The sequence below is a fragment of the Pseudomonas sp. MD195_PC81_125 genome, assembly GCF_014060985.1.
Lineage (GTDB): Bacteria > Pseudomonadota > Gammaproteobacteria > Pseudomonadales > Pseudomonadaceae > Aquipseudomonas > Aquipseudomonas parakoreensis.
Window position 1 is genome coordinate 1 of sequence record NZ_JABULD010000215.1, and the last position, 18,849, is coordinate 18,849.

The window sequence follows — 18,849 nt, forward strand, 5'->3', positions numbered from 1 at the left end:
CCCTGTAGGAGCTGCCGCAGGCTGCGATCTTTTGGCTTTTGCTATCGCCTACATCAAGTCGCCGAACGCACCGCGCCCTGCGTTTCACCGCTCGGCTGCAACTTGAACACGTAGAACAACACCGTCAGCAGCACCAGGAATGCCGGCCCGACATAAAGCGCCACACGGGTGTCAGGGAAATACGCCATCAGGCCGACCACCAGCACCAGGAACGCCAGCGCGAAATAAGAGCTGACCGGGTACAGCCACATCTTGTATTTCAATCCGGCACGTTCGCTGGCGCTCAAACCTTTGCGGAATTTCAGTTGCGCCAGCAGGATCATGACCCAGGTCCAGATCGCGCCGAAGGTGGCGATCGACGTCACCCAGACGAAGACTTTCTCCGGCACCAGGTAGTTGAGCAGCACACCGATCAACAAGGCGAAAATCGACAGCAGCAGCGCCCGACGTGGCACGCCGTTGGAGGTCTTGGCGAATCCGGCGGGGGCCTGGCCGTTCTGCGCCAGGCTGTAGAGCATGCGCCCGGTGCTGAAGATACCGCCGTTGCATGACGACAGTGCCGCCGTGATCACCACGAAGTTGATGATGCCGGCGGCGGTCTTGATGCCCAGACGCTCGAAGGTCATCACGAACGGGCTGCCTTGAGTGCCGATTTCGTTCCACGGGTAGATCGACAGGATCACGAACAGCGCGCCGACGTAGAACAGCAGAATGCGCCAGAACACCGAGCCGATCGCATCGGGAATGGTCTTCTGTGGGTTCTTCGCTTCACCGGCGGTCAGGCCGATCATCTCGACACCGAGGTAGGCGAACATGACCATTTGCAGGGACATCAGCACCCCGGTCACGCCGTTGGGCATGAAGCCGCCGTGGGCCCACAGGTTGGAAATCCCCAGCGCCACACCGTCGTTGCCGAACCCGAAGGCAATGATGCCGACGCCGCCGATGACCATGGCGATGATGGTGACGATCTTGATCAGGGCGAACCAGAACTCGAATTCACCGAAGGCCTTTACCGCGATCAGGTTGATCGAACCCATGCTGACCAGCGCCGCCAGGGCCCAGATCCAGCGCGGCACATCGGGGAACCAGATGCCCATGTACACCGCAACAGCCGTGATTTCCGCGACGCAGGTCACCAGCCACAGGAACCAGTAGTTCCAGCCAGTAAGAAAACCCGCGAGCGGGCCGAGGTAATCCTGGGCATAGCGGCTGAACGAACCGGCCACCGGGTTGTGCACGGCCATCTCGCCGAGGGCGCGCATGATCACCAGGATCGCCAGGCCGCCGAGAATGTAGGAGAGCATGATCGCCGGACCGGCCATTTCAATGGCCTTGGCCGAACCCAGGAACAGGCCGACACCGATACAGGCGCCGAGCGCCATCAGGCGGATATGCCGTTCACCGAGTTCACGTTTGAGCGGGCCGCCGTGAGCGGTCTCGCCATGGGGCAGGTGATTGCCGACTGGCATAGGGATACAACCTCGTCTTGTTATTGGATATGACCGCCGAGTGGCGAAGCGTCGACCGATAGGCCTGAACTTCCCGAAACCGCGCCGGCCTCGTGGGCAAACGCGTCTCGCAGGTCCCGACCTGCAAGATCAGCGGGGCGTGCAGTATAAAAAGCTTGTGACAGGGCTTTTCACTCTATAAGCCCTAACATTTAGCGGGAAATCTCGGCATTCCGCCGGTTTACGGAGAGGCATTACCTGGACTCCGTAGGATTTTTCCCCACTAAAAAGGCCAGCGAGTATTGCACAGCATTGGTGCATCGTCATGCCCTTGTGGTGAGGGGATTCATCCCCGAGGGCCTGCGCAGCAGGCCCAAGCTATTCAAAATCTGATCACCCCAGGTAAGGGCCGCTTCGCGACCCATCGGGGATAAATCCCCTCGCCACAGGTGACTTCAATTTTCCCAACCCCACATGAAAAACGAAAATTCCTACGGCATTTACAGATCTCCCAAGAGCAATCCGCCGCTAGCCTTCAGACCTTGATTACTGAACGCAGGGAGCGAACATGCCAGTCAAACCAAATACCTACCGTCTTCGTTTAGGCCGACATTCCGAAACAGGCCGAGCCTATTTCGTCACTTCAGTTGTGTATGATCGCCAGCCGGTATTTTCCGACTGGCGCACAGGCCGTTTATTGGTTGCAGAGTTTCGCCATGCCCATGAACAAGGCTTATTAGAATCCATTGCGTGGGTGATCATGCCTGATCACTTTCATTGGCTGATGCAGTTGAGCAGCGGCAGTCTGGGCGCTGTTGTTGGCGCGGTTAAGGCGCGTTGCACCCAAACCGTTAACAGAAAAACCGGTCGTCGCGGCCGATTGTGGCAAACCGGTTTCCACGACCGGGCAATTCGTGACGGCGAAGACTTGAAACCGTTCGCCCGTTACATCATTGCCAATCCGCTACGAGCAGGATTGGTGGAGCGGATTGGCGATTACCCGCTTTGGGACGCCTGCTGGCTCTAGGTCCGTTACCGAAGCCCAATCATGGTGATTTATCCGAGGTAAGGGGATTTATCTGTGTTTTGGAGGTTATCTGTGGTGAGGGGATTTATCCCCTCACCACAGATAACCTCCACTCAAAACAGCCACCGACTTCAGTTTTGTTCAGATGACTTCCCCGCACATTTTTTTCCCCATCACCAACCACCGTCTAAGCTTCAGTCAAGTCCGATCAATCTGCGTGAATGGATCAATCGACTATGGGCGCTTTGTGGCAAACCGATTCGAGTAAAGCCGTGGTTCCGACTGAACGTGTGGATGAAGCGCCTGTCCCCCCCAAAAAACGCCGCAACCGGCATGGCTGGAAGGCGTTCTGGTTATTGCTGCTGATTATTGCCATCGTCGTGGGTCTGGCCGCGAGCAAGGAGATGCGCACCTCGCGTTTCCAGTCCCGGGAGCTGAGCCAGTACGCGGCGTCGCTCAAATATCAGCTGGAACCCGGCCCCAGCGAAGCGATCCGCTATCCGGGCAACGGGCCGTTCGATCTGCGTCTGGGCTACAGCTCCCTCGATGAATTCTTGCCGCGCCTGCTCAAGCGCGACTACGTGATCACCGAGCAGACGCGGTTTTCTCCGGCGCTGCTGAGCTACACCGACAAAGGCCTGTTCGTACCCTATGCGGAAAAGATCCAGGCCGGGCTGTCGATCACCGATTGCCGCGCCGCGCCGTTGTATCAGTACAAGTATCCGCAGCAGCTGTATTCGAGTTTTGCGGCCATTCCGCCGGTGGTGGTCAGCAGTTTGCTGTTCATCGAAAACCGCTTTCTGCTCGATCCCAAACAACCGCTGGCCAACCCGGCGGTGGACTGGCCGCGCTTCGGCATGGCCGCCTGGTCACAGGTGGCGAAGTTGCTGCACCTGCCGGGGCAATCGGCGGGCGGCAGCACGTTGGCGACGCAACTGGAGAAGTACCGGCACTCGCCCGATGGCCTGACGGTGTCCGGTGCGGAGAAGATCCGCCAGATGATTTCCGCCAGCGTGCGCGCCTATCAGCCCGGGCCGCAAACCCTCGGCGCGCGGCAGAACATCATCCGCGACTACCTCAACAGCGTGCCCCTCTCTGCCGTACCGGGGCATGGTGAGGTCCATGGCATGGCCGAAGGTTTGCGGGTCTGGTACGGCAGCGATTTCAACCAGGCCAATGCACAGCTGAACAGCCCGGCCACCGACCCGACAACCATGGCCGACAAAGGCCTGGCCCTGCGCGAAATGCTCTCGCTGATGATCGCCCAGCGCCGTCCTTCGCACTACCTGACCAAGGGCCGTGAAGAACTCGCCGACCTCACCGACAGCCACTTGCGCCTGCTCAAGCAGAACGGCGTGATCGACAGCGCACTGGCCGATGCCGCGCTGGCGAGCAAGGTCACTTACCGCGACTGGCAGACCCAGCCGACCCTCCAGCCGATCGAAACCAACAAGGGCATCAGCGTTGCCCGCAGCCGTCTGGCGACAATGCTCAATCGCCCGCTGTACGACCTCGATCGGCTCGACCTGTCAGCCACCAGCACCTTGCAGGGCGATCTGCAAACCCAGGCCACCGACTACCTGAAAAAGCTCGCCGATCCCGCGTTCGCCGGGCAGATCGGTCTGATTGGCGAACGCCTGCCTCACCCCCACCAGCACCACCCAGGTGCGCTACAGCTTCACCCTGTTCGAACTGACCCCGGACGGCTCGCGGGTACGCGTGCAGACTGATAGCACCGATCAGCCGTTCGACATTAACGAGGGCAGCAAGCTGGAGCTCGGCTCGACGGCGAAAATGCGCGTGCTCACCACTTACTTGCAGATCATCTCCGAACTGCACGACAAGTACGGCGCCATGAGCGTGCCGGAACTGAAGAAAGTCGAAGTGCCGGATCAGGATCGCTTGAGCCAATGGGTAATCGATTATCTGATCCAGAACAAGGATCACGACCTGTCGAAAATGCTCGGTGCCGCGCTCGACCGCAAATATTCCGCCAGCCCCGGCGAGGCGTTTTTCACCGGTGGCGGCCTGCATGTGTTCCATAACTTTCGCAAGGAAGACAACGGCCGCATGCCGACCTTGCGCGACGCCCTGCGCGAATCGATCAACCTGCCGTTCATTCGCCTGATGCGCGATGTGGTGCGCTACGTCACTTACTCCGGCCCCAACAGCAGCGCCGAATTGCTCAAGGACGACCGCGACCCGCGACGGCAGGAATACCTGGCCAGTTTCGCTGACCGCGAAGGCACCTCGTTCCTGCTCAAATTCTGGAAGAAGTACAAGAACAAGGACACCCAGGCACGCCTCGACACCTTCCTCGACAGCATGCGCCCGACGCCGATCCGCATGGCCGCCGTGCATCGTTACTTGCTGCCCAATGCCAGTCAGGAAGACTTCAACAGCTTCGTGCGCGCGCACCTCAAAGGCGCCAAGCTCACCGAAAAACTCACCGACGATCGTCTGATCCGGCTGTACGACGCCTACGGCCCGGGCACCTACGATCTGCCGGATCAGGGCTTCATCGCCAAGGTGCACCCGCTGGACCTGTGGTTGATGGGCTACCTGCTGCACAACCCGGATGCCACCTTCAGCCAGGTCGTCAAGGCCAGCCAGTTCGAGCGCCAGGAGGTCTACAGCTGGCTATTCAAGAGCAAGCACAAAGGCGCCCGTGACAGCCGCATCCGCACCATGCTCGAAATCGAGGCGTTCCTCGAGATTCACCAGCGCTGGCAGAAAGTCGGCTATCCGTTCGACCATCTGGTGCCGTCGCTGGCCACCGCCATTGGCAGCTCCGGTGATCGCCCGGCAGCACTCGCCGAGCTGATCGGCACCATCCTCAACGACGGCGTGCGCATGCCGACCCTGCGCATCGACAGCCTGCATTTTGCCGCCGGCACGCCTTATGAAACGCGCCTGACCAACGACCCGCATGTCGGTAAACGGGTGATGCCGTCGGAGGTCGCAACGGCGATGCGCGAAGCTCTTTCGCAAGTGGTGGACTCGGGCACGGCGAAGCGGGTGTCCGGCAGTTTCAAGACCGCCGACGGCACACCGTTGGTGATGGGTGGCAAGACCGGCACCGGCGACAACCGCATCGAAGCCATCGGCTCCGGCGGGCGGATCCTCAGTTCCAAGTCGATCAACCGCACCGCGACCTTCGTGTTCTACATCGGCAACAACCACTTCGGCACACTCACCGCGTTCGTCCCCGGGCGTTCGGCGGAGAACTTCAAGTTCACCTCGGCGCTGCCGGTGCAGGTGCTCAAGGGCATGGCGCCGATCCTTTCACCGTACCTGCAGCCGGGTACGCATACCCTGTGCCAGCCCGACCCGCTGACCGCAGCACGTTAGGTTCGCTGCGGGGCGGTATCGGAGTATTTTTTGCCATTGAATTTCCGCTGTGTCGCGGCGTAAACCTGCCGTGCTTTCAACCTGTTTTTGCGCTTTTTTCGCACCGGGTCATTTCTTAGTCTGATCGCTCCATTTTGATCAACGGACGATCAGGCCATGCCCAACCCTTCCCTGACACTGTATCGATCGCAGCAGACACCTTCTGCCCAAGGTCATAAAAGTGTCCATTACGATCTGGTTAAAGACGCCCTTCCCGACTGGCTGTACACGGCTTCGGCAGCACGGATCGAATCATTGAAAAACGTCACCCTGACCATGCCTGCATGGCATCGCAGCGTTGCGGCCAGCGAGCATCAACAGCTCAAGGATGAAATACGCCAGGCATGGATCGCGCAGAACAGCATCGATCGCGCGCTGAGCAAGCTGCAGGATCCGCGCACCTTTGCCAGACCTTTGCTGCAACAGGCCCTGAAGACGCGCTTCGGTGTCGAGGACGACGTCGAAGACACCTGGGTACGGCTGTACATGCCGGCCAAGACCTCCTGGTGGGCGCATGACTTTGCCAACGGCACGCAAAGTCGCACGGTGTCGCTGCTGGACGCGGCATTGCACAACTTTTCCAGCGACGAAACGTTCACAGCCGACTCCTGCTTTATCACCCGTCCCGATGCGCTCGGGCAGTTTTCGGTCAAGGCGCTCACGCACAGGATCAGCGTCGAGCAGTTCAAGGCATTGTGTCGCGAACTGGATATCGGCGCGCGCTACCAGACCCACTTGCACGAGTTCGTGCTTTCGAAAAACCCGGTGGCCCGTCAATACCTGCAGATCAAGGTGACACGCAGCCAGAAACAGACATTGCGGGTCGCCGCGCGCATGGCCCTGCTTAAAGGCGACATCGACCGTCTGGCATTTGAAGTGGTGCAAGGCATGCTCGAAGACCGTGCCCAGGTACTGTGGCACGGCAAGGCTGTGCGCTATCACACGCTGACGATGATGGACACAGCACTGACAGGCATTGTCCTGATCTGCGCCGACCCGCTTGCCGCCACGCGGCCCGTGCCGGTTCTGGCCTATGTGCCCAACGACCCGGAACACCCACTCAAGCAATATCCCGATTCACTGGCGTTCATGGCCGAGCTGACCCGCCAGTTGCGGGACACCTCAGCGTCCTCGTCCTACCAGCGGTTTTTCAGTCAGTTTGTCCCGCAGCGTCAGCGAGGCTATTTCTTCGCCCGATTGAACGAGCGCCTCAGTCATGTGACATGGCAGCCGACGCCCTCCGGGTCGAATTTGCCCAACTGGCGCGATACGCCTGTGGATCATCCCAACCTGCAATTTCGCGTGGCGCCGGTTCAACAGGATCGCGAAACACGCTTTACCGGTGACCTGTGGCAGTACCTCTACCAGCAGAAACTCAACAAGATGCTCAACGATGCCCGGGAGATTGCGATAGCCACCGAATACGCCGATCGTATGGCCCGCTGGGCATGGTGGGACAACCTGGAAAAAATCCTCACGGACATGCTCAATCTGGCGATGCTGGTGGCCGTGCCCTTCGCTCCCGAGCTGGGCGTATTGATGCTGGCCTATACCGCGTACCAGGTCACCGATCAGATTGTTGAGGGAGTCGTCGATCTGGCCGAAGGTCACTTGGCCCAAGCCGGCGCTCAAGCCATCGGTGTGCTGGAAAGTATCGTGCAACTGGGGATTTTCGCTGCAGGTGCCGAATTGGGCAACGCGGCACTGGTCAAGCTCTCGCCGTTTTTTGAAAACCTGAAACCGGTAAAACTGGGCGACGGCCAGACACGCCTCTGGAACCCTGACCTCACTCCGTATCGCGTCACCGACCAGATACTGCCCGCCACCACCCGTCCTGATGCGCAAGGCTTGCACGTACTGGGCAACAAGCACATGGTGAAACTGGATCAGCAGGTGTTCGAGGTGACCCGGGATCCGCTGAGCGGTGAACACCGGATTCGTCATCCACGCCGCCCCGACGCCTACGCGCCGACACTCAGGCACAACAGCCATGGCGCATGGTCGGTGAGTCGGAAAACCCGCGTCAGTGGCAAGGCCCGCAGTTGATGCGCCGAATCGGCCATGCCACCGATGGATTCAGCGATGCGCAACTGGAACAGATTCGCCAGTTGACCGGCACCGACGAGAACATCCTGCGGCGCATGCATGTGGAAAACACCCCGCCCCCGCCTCTCKGCTCGCCGATACCCTCCTGCGCCTGGCAAGCCACCCGGCACCAAAGGACGTGGCGCAAGCTCTTTCTGCCCCGGCCGCCCGGGTACTGCGCGACTGCCCGCAACTGACGCCGGTGCTGGCCGAACGCGTGATTGGCCTGGCCCGTCCACTGGAGATGCAGCGGATCACCCTGCGACGGCAGGTGCCGCTGCGTCTGAAAACCCTGGCCCGCGAGCTGGAGTTTGAGGTGCAGTCGGTTCGAGCGGCGCAAGGGCTGCAGCGCGAAGCGCTGATCACGGTCGAGAGCGAACGCCTGGCCTTGGGCGCGTTGCGTCATCACAGCGATGTCTTTGGCGCGCTGCGGATCGACATCCGTGACGGAACATTCGACGGCCCCCTGCGCAGCAGCGCCGGCGTCGAGTCGGCCGAGCGGAAGCGGGTGCTGGTGCGCACCGGCGAGAACCTTTATCAGGTGCGCGATGGCTCGAATCAACTGCTGCACCGGGCTTGCGGTCTGTATGAAGCGATTCTCCATGCGGGCGAACATCAGGGCCGCAGCGTACTGGGTTACAGCACCCGCGACGCCGCGCAGCTCAAACAATGGATCATTGCCAAAACCACCGCGCCGAGCGAACGGCGCACGGTGCTGGCCGAACCGCCGATCCGCCCCGTTGTTCAATTCGACACCCAACTGTTGGTGCGCGGAGGTGGTTTGAGCCGAGACGGCGAGAGCCTGCATGAACGCATCGAGGATCTGTATCCGCACTTCACGGCGCGCGAGGTCGATGCCTTTGCCCAGGCCTTGACCGAACAGGGCGAACCGCTCAAAGCCATCGAGACAATGGAGAACGATCTGGAAGAACTGCGTGAAACGATCAATCGCTGGCGCTATCAGCAACCGGACACCTGGGGACCGGGCAGTCATCAGTTTCGCGATGGCGGCGGATTACATATCCACAACCGTCTGCTCGATTGTCTGGAACGCAAGACCGAAAACTTGGGGCAACGCACCGATCCATCCTCCTACGCGCTGGACCTGTCGCGCGAGATGCTTGCGCTGGATCTGGAAACCTGGTGGGCCAAACGTCCGGCGATGAAAAAATTTCTCGACAAGGTCACCGTACTCAAACTCGATAACACCCGATTTGCCACTGATTCCAGCGGTTTGCTCAAGGACTTCCCGCACCTGATCGAACTGAGCGCCAAAGGCTGTGATCTGACCCGTTTGCCAGAGCGCATCGGCACGTCCTTGCGCCGGCTCGAACGTTTGCGCCTGAGCGATAACAAGATTGTGCTGGATGCCGCTGCCGTCGAGCGTTTACGTACCCTGACGTATCTGGAGGTGCTCAAACTCGATGACAACCCGCTGGGGCTGTCGCCTAACCTGTCACGCATGCCCAGGCTCAAGGTGGTGGGCCTGAAGAACACCGGGCTGACCGCCTGGCCTGAAGGCATTCTGGCCAGGCCTCGTCCGCGTGGCCTGTTACTCGACCTGCGCGGCAATCCGCTGGCGACAATTCCGGAGGTGGTCAGCGGCTCCGAGGCACAGTGGCTGGTGGCCCGTACGCGCCTGGACGTGATCAGGCTCTCGGAGGTCAATCAGGTGATCTACCAGGCCCATCGACGCGCGGTGGGTCTGCCCGAGGAAACGCTTCTGCCGGCCGACCCGGTACGCAATTTCTCGATCATTTCCGCGTTTGGCGCCGATTATTGGAGCGACGTGCCCGGTTGGGGCATCAACCGCGAAACGCCTTGGTCGGAGCTGGTGGAAGAACCGGCTGCGCAACCGTTCATGGCGACGCTGCTCGGCGTTCGCGAATTCGCCGACTATCGCGCCGGCGGTGAACTGCGCCAGCAATTGATGCAACGTGTGTGGCGCATGCTCGACGCCGTGCACCACGACACTCGCTTGCGGGAAAAACTCTTCACCATGGTGGTCGCTCCGGTGGACTGTGCGGACGCCGGCGCTCAGTTGTTCAACCACATGGGCATCAACGTGCTGGCTTCCGAGGCCTACGCCTACGCGATCGGCCCCCGGGAACTGGAAAACAGACTGGTCACCCTGGCCCAGGGCGCGGCGCGCCTGGAACAGGTGAACGACATTGCCCGAGCGGACGTCGAGAGCCGCGGTGGCACCCCGGACGATGTCGAAGTCTACCTGGCCTACCAGACCGGCCTGGCCAGACGCCTGGGCCTGCCCTGGCAGACCGAGTCCATGTTGTTCCGACCGGTGTCGGGCGTGACTGACGCGATGATTGATACGGCGTACGACACGGTGCTGGCACTGGGTGAAGGCGATGGTCTGGTGGACAAGATGCTCGAACAGGACTTCTGGCAGAACTACCTGCAAGAGCAGTTTCCCGCGCGCTTGGCATCGAACAAGCATCGCTACCTGAAGCTGTTCGAACAACTGGAAACCGTGCGCGAAGTGCAGCAGCAATGGCTGGATTCGACCACGGATCAACAGCGCACCGAGCGGCGCAACCGACTGCGCGAACTCGCTGCCGGTCTGCCAATCCCCGACACCGTGCTGTTCGCTGATACACCGATCAGCGAAGCGGCCTATAACCGCGTGCTGGTCGATTTGGTGGACGAGGAAAAGGCTCTGGCCAGACGTTTGACTCGTGATGCCATGAGACGCGCCGGTCTGTAACGGTACGTACACCGCGCTGGCCCAATCGCAGGCGTGCGCCGCCGGCCCACCGGGCCAGCGCAGTCCCCAGTGGCAGAACGGCTGTCAGCCAGTCTGCCACCGGAAAAAAGCGCAATGGCGGTCTTAGACACCCGAGGGAGGCGTGGCACTGAAGATCAGTTGTACGGTGCCATGGTACGTCCCGGGTTTATAGCCATCGGCGGGTACCTTCGGCTGGATCTCCAGTGCAAAGCGCCCGCCTTTACTGGCCTGAGCCGCCGAAACCACTTCCCGGGGGGTGGGGTCATGGCTCAACGGTTGCCCATTGAAACTGACCTGCAAAAAGATAGCGTCCCGCCCGTTGAACAGATAAGGCTCGGCATCCAGCCGCGCTTCGATCGCGCTGGTGCTGTGTTTGACATCGAAATTCTTGCGCAGCCCCTGCAAGGTCGAGGTATGGATATTCCACGGCAGCGTCTGCTGCAGATGAATCCAGTTGGCTTCGGCGGGAAGCACATAGAAGTCCAGAGTCGGTATATCCACCGACACCTCGAACGTGCGCGCTTCCCTGGCCGCGAACGCTTGCGCACTTGCCAGCGCCATCACGCTGCACAAAGCTATGGTCGATTGCTTGATCATGTCTGCTACCTGTTGCATCGAAAAAAGCGGCAGGGCGAATCCCCCCTTTTGCCGCCGCGGGTTACTGGCTGGCGACACGCAGCGCTTTCCTGGCTGCACCTTCGACCAGATTGAAACGGTATTCCCGGCCCGGTTTCTTCTCGAATTCGAACGACTTGCCAGCCAGGAGGTGGTGCTTGGTGGTCGGTTCGCAGTCGGTCTCGTTCTTTTGCGAGCAGTTGCGAAACTCATCGATCACCACCACCGTATTGCCGTTGTTACGCAGCCGATAAACCCCGGCACGGTCATCGATGACCGTGTCGAACCGAGCGTCTTTCGGCCGGACAAAGAACACCGTGCCAAACCCGGTCATGACATTGACGCCGGCCGAGAGGTTTTCCTTGTAAGCCTCGCGCTCTTCGCTGGAAACGGCGAACTGGTCTTCCTTTTCCGGGACCACCGGCACAAAGCGCACCCGGAAATAGCGCTCGGTATCGCGCTTGCCCATCAGCACCAGACGGGTGGCCTGCATGCCGTTGGCCGGAACAATCAACCGCGCCGGACTGGCCATCAGTCCATCACGGCTGCTGCCATCGGCTTGCTGCCTGACCGGGACTTCGCGGTGACTGCCATCAGCGTCGTAAATGATCTCCAGAATGTTGACCTTGACGAATGCGGTGCCGTCGCCGCTGTTGAATACCCGCTTGAGATAGGTGCTCTTGTCGCTGTCGAGGTAGTCGTAGACCGTTCCGACATTGATTTGCGGCCCGGCCTGAACACCTGCGCAACACAGGCTCAACCCCAGTAAAACCCATAGACCTTTCATACCTTTGAACCTCGTGAAGTTGAACATGGCGCTGGCACGCCTCATCGATCTACGGCCCATCAAATGTCCGAATCCCAGATCACCGTGATATTGCCGACGTAGGTGCCACCCACCCCGGGTATCAATATGATCGGCAGAACATATTCCGGGATTTCAAAGTGCAGGACGCCGGCTCCTCTATCCACATAAAAACCGGGCTGGAACTGTTGCGCGCTGGCTTGGCCGACACGCAGACGACGGCGGTTGACCGGTTGGCCGGAAAGGTCAGTCAACCCATTGGGCAACGTGACGCTGACCCGTACTTCGATGTAGTTGTCTGCCGAAGCCGGGTTTTGAATCACACATTCGAGCAGCCCGCGGGAATCGCATTCCAGGTGCATCTTGAAACGCGATGAGGCCGAAATATGAAAAGGCTGATCGCGAAACAGTCGCACCGGTTTGCGTCCGGCCTGCAACCAGCTTTGCCAGCCACCGGCAGGCACCAGGCGAATTTTTTCGCCGCCCGGCGGAATGTCGACTTTCAAGGTGTGCTGAACTTCCAGGTTGAAATCCAGCGTCAGCTCGGTGTCGTCAGGAATCATCACGTCACCGAAATCGAAATCGCCTCTTGGTCCCATGCTGTATCTCAACGTACCGGTGTAATTGCCGGACGACATTTTCAGCGGGTCGGGTGTCCGTAATTCGTAGGCAAAATCGAGGTAGCCGTAAGTCATTCCGGGGATGTTGAACTGAGCAATTTTGGTGCAGGAACGTTCGTCGGGAACCTTCCAGAAAAAAGCGTAGGTTGACGCCCCGAGAAAGCCCACTCCGGTGGTGCCACAGGGAGGCGCCGGATTGACCCAGCCGTAGCCGTGCCACAGGCGGTTGTGACCCTCACTTGCGGTCGAGGAGCCCGTCAGACTGGCCGCTGAATGACTCAGCACATAGTTGGACCCCACACCTGAGATACGCACTTCCAGATTGCGGGTTTCACCGGTTTCGGTATGGCTGACGGTCAAGGTGCGCCATGCCCCCGGCACTTTGAACATCGCACTGTTGCGCTGGCTGGCATTGGCCTGAATGGGCTGACTGGACTGCACCTGAGTCATCAGCCGCAGGCTGAAGGTATTGCTGTCGCGGCAGATTTGCGGGTAATACTCGCAGTACCCGGTGGAAGGTGTCTGATTGATGAACTCGTTTTTCTGCGGGTTGGCGGGATCGGGTTTGAACAACGCTCGGATTTGCAGCGACGCCGCCTCAACGGGCGATGCCGCCAACAACCCCAACAGACATAGCCACTGCCCACGGCGCAGCCAGCGCGACGCGCATTTTTTGAAGCTGACCATTCAACTGGCCTCCTGTCGTGTGAACGAGACGTCGGCCAATGTGTCGGGTGAGCAGCGCAGATCGCCGATCATCAGCACGTTGCTTTCACTGCGGTGTTTGTCGGTATCGAGCCGGAACTGGCACAACAACTGATCGGCGTAGCGCACTTCCAGGGTCGGTGAGCCGACATGCATCTCCATCGAGAAGAACCCGTCGACCTCGCTCACCCCACGGCTGGCGTGGTTGATCACGTGGTGGCCCTTGAGCGGCCGCCCTTGCGGATCGAGCAGACGTCCGAGCACGGTCACGGTTTTCATCACGCGCACCTTGCGGTACTCCACGCCTCCCTTGTTCAGGTGGTAGCGGGTGCGCGCCGGTTCGATGTTCGCGGCGGGGGCGTGGTTGCCCTGGAAGTCGAAGCTCACCGAGCTGTTCCTGTAGGCGGTCAGCGGGATGAAATTGCGCCCCGCCCGCAACGCCGCGCTGCCTGCGCCGAGATCGTCGGCACGCAAGGCAATGTCGTCGATGTCTGACTCGACATCGACGATCATCCCGGCGCCACGTCCCGGATGCTGGCTGGTCATGACCAGTTGCTGGCCTCCCATGACCACCGTGCTGTCGAGGTTGAGGCCGCCAGTGAAGTTGCCGTTATAGGACGAGCGCTGAAGAAAGCCGTCGCCATTGACCTGATCGGTACGAAAGCTGGCCAGACTCGCCAGGCCGACCCCGTATGTGTCGGTCAGCGCAGTGACCGACACGCTTTGCAGGACATGGTCCTGCAGGTCTTTGCGATAGCCGAACGAGCCATTGTTGTCGCGGCTGCCATCACGGGCGGTACGACTGCCGATACTGGCGGACAGTTGCTGGCCAGGCCCGCCCAGCGCCATGTTGATACTCAGGTCGATCCCGCGATTGCGTGCATCGCCACTGCTGTAACTGCCCGGCCGATCGAACAGCGACAGGCGCCAGTTGGCGTCACTGCCAAACAGCTCGGTGCGTTGTGTCCAGCTCAGGTCCATGCCCACGCCTTCGACGTTGCCTTCGCTGTGCGAGACCCGCGCACTCAGAGAGTTCTTGCGACTGATGCGGTGGTTGAGCGCCAGCGACGAATTGCTGGTTTCGCCGATGAACACGTTGCGCTGGCGTACGCGGGTGCCATCGGGCAGCGTGTCGTAGCTGTTGCGGGTGTCGAGCCAGCTGCGGTTGTGGCTGACCACCAGGCTGCCGGCGCCGTAGTTGTACAAACCCTGCACATCGGCGCCGGTGCCGTGATCTTCGGTCTGGTAAAGGTTGGCGTAGAGGCTGATGCTGTCCGCCAGGCTCCAGTCGATCGAGCTGCCGTACTGCAACGTGTCGCGTACCTGGCGCGCCGACAGGCCGAGGATCACACGCGGGTGCAACAAATAGTTGAGCGCGGCACCGGCGGTGAGATCGCCGCTTTGCTGTTGCTCCCAATTGCTCAGCAGTTTGCTTTCCTGTCCGGCGAACACGTTGTAGCGCCAGCGCTCGTCGAGGTTTTGCCAGTTGACCGGTTTGTAGACCAGCTCCTGAGTCGTCGAGGTGGTCTGGCCGTCTTCGATCAGGCGCACTTCCACCTCATAAATGCCACCGGGCAGCGGTCGGGTATCTAGGGTCTGCAGACCGGCAGTGACTGACTGGGTGTTGATCAATAGTCCATCGCGATAGATTTCCACCGATGCCTGGCGATTGGCGGTGACGAAAATCGGGTAGACGCTGGGCCGCGGGCTATCGACCGCCAGACTGTCGGAGCTGCCATACATCACGCCGACCGCCGTGTCCGGGCTGGTGCCGAACGAACGGGGCTGGCGGGTCAGGCCTTCGGAATTGGGGGTGAAATAGCCCAGACGGAAAAAAACTGCCCTGCAGTTCGCGCTGGGTGTAGAGCTCGTGCACCGCGTGATAGGTCTTGGTGTCCGGCCCGCCAAGGCGCGCCAGCTGCATATTGAGGGACTGGCTCCAGTTGCCGAGACTGGCACTGGCTTCCAGACCGAAACGTCCGCCCAGATCCTGATCCTGGCCGCCGTTGAGGTTCAGCTGATTGCGCAACATCAAGCCGTGGCTGCCACCTTCCGGCTGATCATGAAAACGCTGGACCTGCAGATCGCGCTCGGCGTTGGCAGTGGCGATCGACAGCAGCGAGTTTTGCAGGTTGTAATGCAACTCCAGCAATTGCTCGGGACACTGTCCGCTGCATTTGCCGAGGGCCACACCGGGTTTGAGAATGCTGGCCCACGTTTGCTGTTCGATTGCGCTGTAACGGCTGTCGCTGGTGTCAGTGAACTCAAGCAAGGTAATGCGATCATCGCGTGACAACACAATCATTGCCTCGCCCAGCGGTTGTTGATCAAGTTCGACACGAACCGCCAAAGGCACATCAAAGAAATGCTCTTCGAAGTCCGCCGGCAGACCTTTCGCCTGAGCCAGCAAACTTCGCGGGGTATTATCGACTGGAGGCGGCGCCGCCAGTACGCTGCTGCTAAAAAAACAACGCAAGCGCAGTCGCGATGGGCGTCATCGGATACATGAATTAATACTCTGATTACCGGAAGTAAAAGCCCGGCCGGGCAACTTGCAAGTTGCAAATCGCCGACCGGTTACGCCACTTGAACAAGTAACGTCAGGTATTGCCGTTCTTACTTACACCGAAGGTTCGACGACCAGCATGACCACACCGGTGTAATCGCCAGCGGCCGGTTTGGCACCGGTGGCGCTGATCTTGAACGGTGCGCGATAACGCGTATTGGACTCGGTATCACCCACCACTTCCTGCGAAGTGGTGGTCAGCGTCTTGCCGTTGAGTTCAACCTTCAGATCGATGGTCTGGTTGCCGGCGATCAGCTTCGGCACGCCTTCCAGACGCGCATGGACCTTGCCTGCGGTATGCAGCACATCGAAGTGGCCATTGACTTCGCGCATCGAAGCGGTCGCCGGGTTGTAGCTCATGTCCTGATCCTTGTTGACCAGATCGGCATCCACCGGCACCGCATAGAAGTCATCGGCCGGTACGTGCGCCACGATGCTGATCGAGTGCTTGGCTTCGGTCGCGGCAAACGCCATCGAGGCGCTCATGGCCAATACAGTCAGAGGGGCGGCAAAGGCGAGTTTCTTGAACATCATTGAGTACCTGTCTTATATAAATTAGTTGAGTCGTCAACCAGTCAAGGCAAACAGAACAGTCACGAGCAGTCCCTGTTCACCCCTAACTTTCAACGCCGAAGCATGTTCAACCAATTTATCTTCAAAGTAAGCAGGCAACGTCCTGCGACCTTGTAGCCTGGACGCCATCAGATGAGAAAGAAAAAACTACAAAACTCAGGAAAGTTCTTGTCCGACTGTAAGATACCGGCTACAGCGCGCCATCCGAGTGACTGTACGCGCCACAACTTTGCAGCAACTTCCGTCAGACATGTACGACACTTTTCCGGAAATAAAGGGCGAAACAGAACATTAGAGACTCAGCACTAATCTGCGCCTTTGCCGGGGGATTTAATACTGCGTTTTCTTGATCATTTTCCGGTTTTTTCGGGCCGCAGATTCGATCGATCAGGTGAGCACCGTTGGTCAGGCCCCCTTGCATGACGGGTAAGATATATCTTAAGTTGTATCTAAACACGACGAGAGAGAAGGAAAATGAGAGACCATCATGCCCCCCATCACCACCGCGAACACGGCGACGGCCGTGACGGCTTCGAAAAACGCCCCGGCCGTGAACGCGGCGGACGCGGCCCACGGGTGTTCGCCCCGGGCGACCTGAAATTGTTGCTGCTGGCGCTGATCGCCGAGCAGCCGTGCCACGGCTACGACCTGATCCGCCAGATCGAAGGCATGTTCGACGGCGCGTACAGCCCAAGCCCCGGGGTGATCTACCCGACCCTGACTTTCCTCGAAGAAAGCGACCTGATCAGTGGCGACGCCGAAGCCGGCAAAAAGCGCTACAGCGTCACTGAAGCCGGTCGTCTGTCTTTAAGTGAGCAAGCCGTCGCACTGGACGGTGTGCGCATGCGCATTGACGTCAGCAAACGTTCGTTGCGCGGCCACGACCGGCCGCCGGAGATTCACGAGGCCGTGCACAACCTGCGCCATGCCCTGCAAATGCACCACGGCCGCTGGAGCGCCGAAGAAATCCTGCGTGTGCGTGACCTGCTCAACGACACCGCCAAAGCCATCGTCGACGGCCCCGCCGTTCAATCTGCCCCGGAGAAAGCCGAATGACTGCAGTCGATACCCAAACCATTCACCGCGTGATGCACGACATCAAACGCCGCAAGCTCGAAGTGCTGCGCGTGGTCGACCTGACCCCGCGCATGCGCCGCATCACCCTCGGCGGCCCGGAGCTGGCCGGGTTCATCAGCCTGGGCACCGACGATCACGTCAAACTGCTGTTCCCGCAGAACGCCGAACAGGCAGCAGCGCTGGAGACCATGGTGCTCGGCGCGGGCAAGGACAATGGCCCGATGCCCGAGATGCGCGACTACACCCCGCGTCGCTATGACCTGGAAAAGCTCGAGCTGGACATCGACTTCGTCCTGCACGGCGACGGCCCTGCCTCGACTTGGGCCGAACAGGCCAGGCCAGGGCAATTCCTGCACATTGGCGGCCCGCGCGGCTCGATGATCGTGCCGGACATCTTCGACAGCTACCTGCTGATCGGCGACGAAACCGCCCTGCCCGCCATCGCCCGACGCCTCGAAAGTCTGGCGGCCAATCGCAAGGCACTGGTGGTGATCGAAGTGGAGAACGGTGCCGAGCAACAGGTGCTGGAGAGCGCGGCGCAGGTCAACGTGATCTGGGTGCTGCGCGAAGGTGGCAAGGACAACCTGCTGACCACCGTCAGACAGCTGCAGGTGCCCAAGGGCAATCTGTATGCGTGGGTGGCGACCGAGACCAAAGTCTCGCGGCAGATCCGCCGGGTGCTGCTGGATGAGCATGGGCTCAATGAACAGTTCGTCAAAGCCGTGGGCTACTGGCGGGCCGAGGGTTCCGCAGAAGAGTGATTTGCCCTGTAGGAGCTGCCGCAGGCTGCGATCTTTTGATCTTGTTTTTGAAAAAATCATAGTCAAAAGATCGCACCTTCGGCAGCTCCTACATGAATGGGGGATGACTTGAAAATTGTGGCCCGTGGTCGCGTAATCACGGGGTTGAAGGCTAAATCCGGGGCAAGCGCCTGTGCTTATGCAGTTTTTTACCGATTTAGAGCAATAAACCTGACCAAATGGGTAGCTAGAGGCGGATATTTCCCCGTCTCTGTGCTAGTTTTGCCCGGTCTTACGCGAAGTCACTGCGTTAAGCGTGCAATCAGCATTTGTCAGGTCGAACCAAACCCTGATTTCGGTATCTATAACCCGACTCGTCGTGGTTATCGCCGAGGGTGCCAGATCCAGAAGATCGGGCTCGATGGCTGACACTGCACTCTGCAATCCATATG

General features: G+C 59.9%; 10 protein-coding genes and 2 pseudogenes. 6 read left to right on the forward strand and 6 right to left on the reverse strand.

Going from position 1 to position 18,849, the window contains the following annotated elements; genetic code table 11:
• Positions 1-53 precede the first annotated feature (53 nt).
• Entirely contained in the window at positions 54-1,472 is a 1,419-nt protein-coding gene (locus HT737_RS09195; protein ID WP_095668395.1) for an amino acid permease, read from the reverse strand.
• A gap of 547 nt (positions 1,473-2,019) precedes the next feature.
• On the opposite strand from HT737_RS09195, the gene HT737_RS09200 reads away from it, so the two are divergent.
• From HT737_RS09200 to HT737_RS32680, 4 genes and pseudogenes are all read left to right on the forward strand, one after another.
• Positions 2,020-2,478, forward strand: coding sequence for a transposase (locus tag HT737_RS09200; RefSeq protein ID WP_182402304.1), 459 nt, complete (start codon positions 2,020-2,022; stop codon positions 2,476-2,478).
• 236 nt (positions 2,479-2,714) lie between these two features.
• Positions 2,715-5,829: pseudogene (locus HT737_RS09205) on the forward strand (transglycosylase domain-containing protein).
• A 294-nt stretch (positions 5,830-6,123) separates the two neighbouring features.
• The gene (locus tag HT737_RS32385) at positions 6,124-7,914 is read left to right on the forward strand and encodes a dermonecrotic toxin domain-containing protein (RefSeq protein WP_374011147.1); all 1,791 of its coding nucleotides are present in this window, start codon (positions 6,124-6,126) and stop codon (positions 7,912-7,914) included.
• 178 nt (positions 7,915-8,092) lie between these two features.
• A complete protein-coding gene (locus HT737_RS32680) occupies positions 8,093-10,675 on the forward strand; it encodes an NEL-type E3 ubiquitin ligase domain-containing protein (protein ID WP_374011148.1) in 2,583 nt (860 codons plus the stop codon).
• Positions 10,676-10,798: 123 nt separating this feature from the next.
• Here HT737_RS32680 and HT737_RS09215 read toward each other — a convergent pair whose 3' ends face one another.
• From HT737_RS09215 to HT737_RS09235, 5 genes and pseudogenes are all read right to left on the reverse strand, one after another.
• A complete protein-coding gene (locus HT737_RS09215) occupies positions 10,799-11,293 on the reverse strand; it encodes a CS1 type fimbrial major subunit (protein ID WP_047296272.1) in 495 nt (164 codons plus the stop codon).
• Positions 11,294-11,354: 61 nt separating this feature from the next.
• Positions 11,355-12,098 (reverse strand): pilus assembly protein, encoded by a 744-nt coding sequence (locus HT737_RS09220; RefSeq protein WP_047296274.1) that lies wholly within the window; start codon positions 12,096-12,098, stop codon positions 11,355-11,357.
• 59 nt (positions 12,099-12,157) lie between these two features.
• Positions 12,158-13,423 (reverse strand): hypothetical protein, encoded by a 1,266-nt coding sequence (locus HT737_RS09225; protein WP_047296276.1) that lies wholly within the window; start codon positions 13,421-13,423, stop codon positions 12,158-12,160.
• Positions 13,424-15,948: pseudogene (locus tag HT737_RS09230) on the reverse strand (CS1-pili formation C-terminal domain-containing protein).
• Positions 15,949-16,061: 113 nt separating this feature from the next.
• Positions 16,062-16,538 (reverse strand): CS1 type fimbrial major subunit, encoded by a 477-nt coding sequence (locus HT737_RS09235; RefSeq protein ID WP_174376817.1) that lies wholly within the window; start codon positions 16,536-16,538, stop codon positions 16,062-16,064.
• 516 nt (positions 16,539-17,054) lie between these two features.
• Between HT737_RS09235 and HT737_RS09240 the strand changes: the two genes are divergently transcribed.
• Both HT737_RS09240 and HT737_RS09245 read left to right on the forward strand, forming a co-directional pair.
• Positions 17,055-17,636, forward strand: a complete 582-nt coding sequence (locus tag HT737_RS09240; RefSeq protein WP_182402306.1) for a PadR family transcriptional regulator — start codon at positions 17,055-17,057, stop codon at positions 17,634-17,636.
• Positions 17,633-18,418: a siderophore-interacting protein gene (locus HT737_RS09245; protein ID WP_047296282.1), complete on the forward strand. Its 786-nt coding sequence runs from the start codon at positions 17,633-17,635 to the stop codon at positions 18,416-18,418. The genes HT737_RS09240 and HT737_RS09245 overlap by 4 nt, the downstream gene beginning before the upstream one ends.
• Positions 18,419-18,849 lie beyond the last annotated feature (431 nt).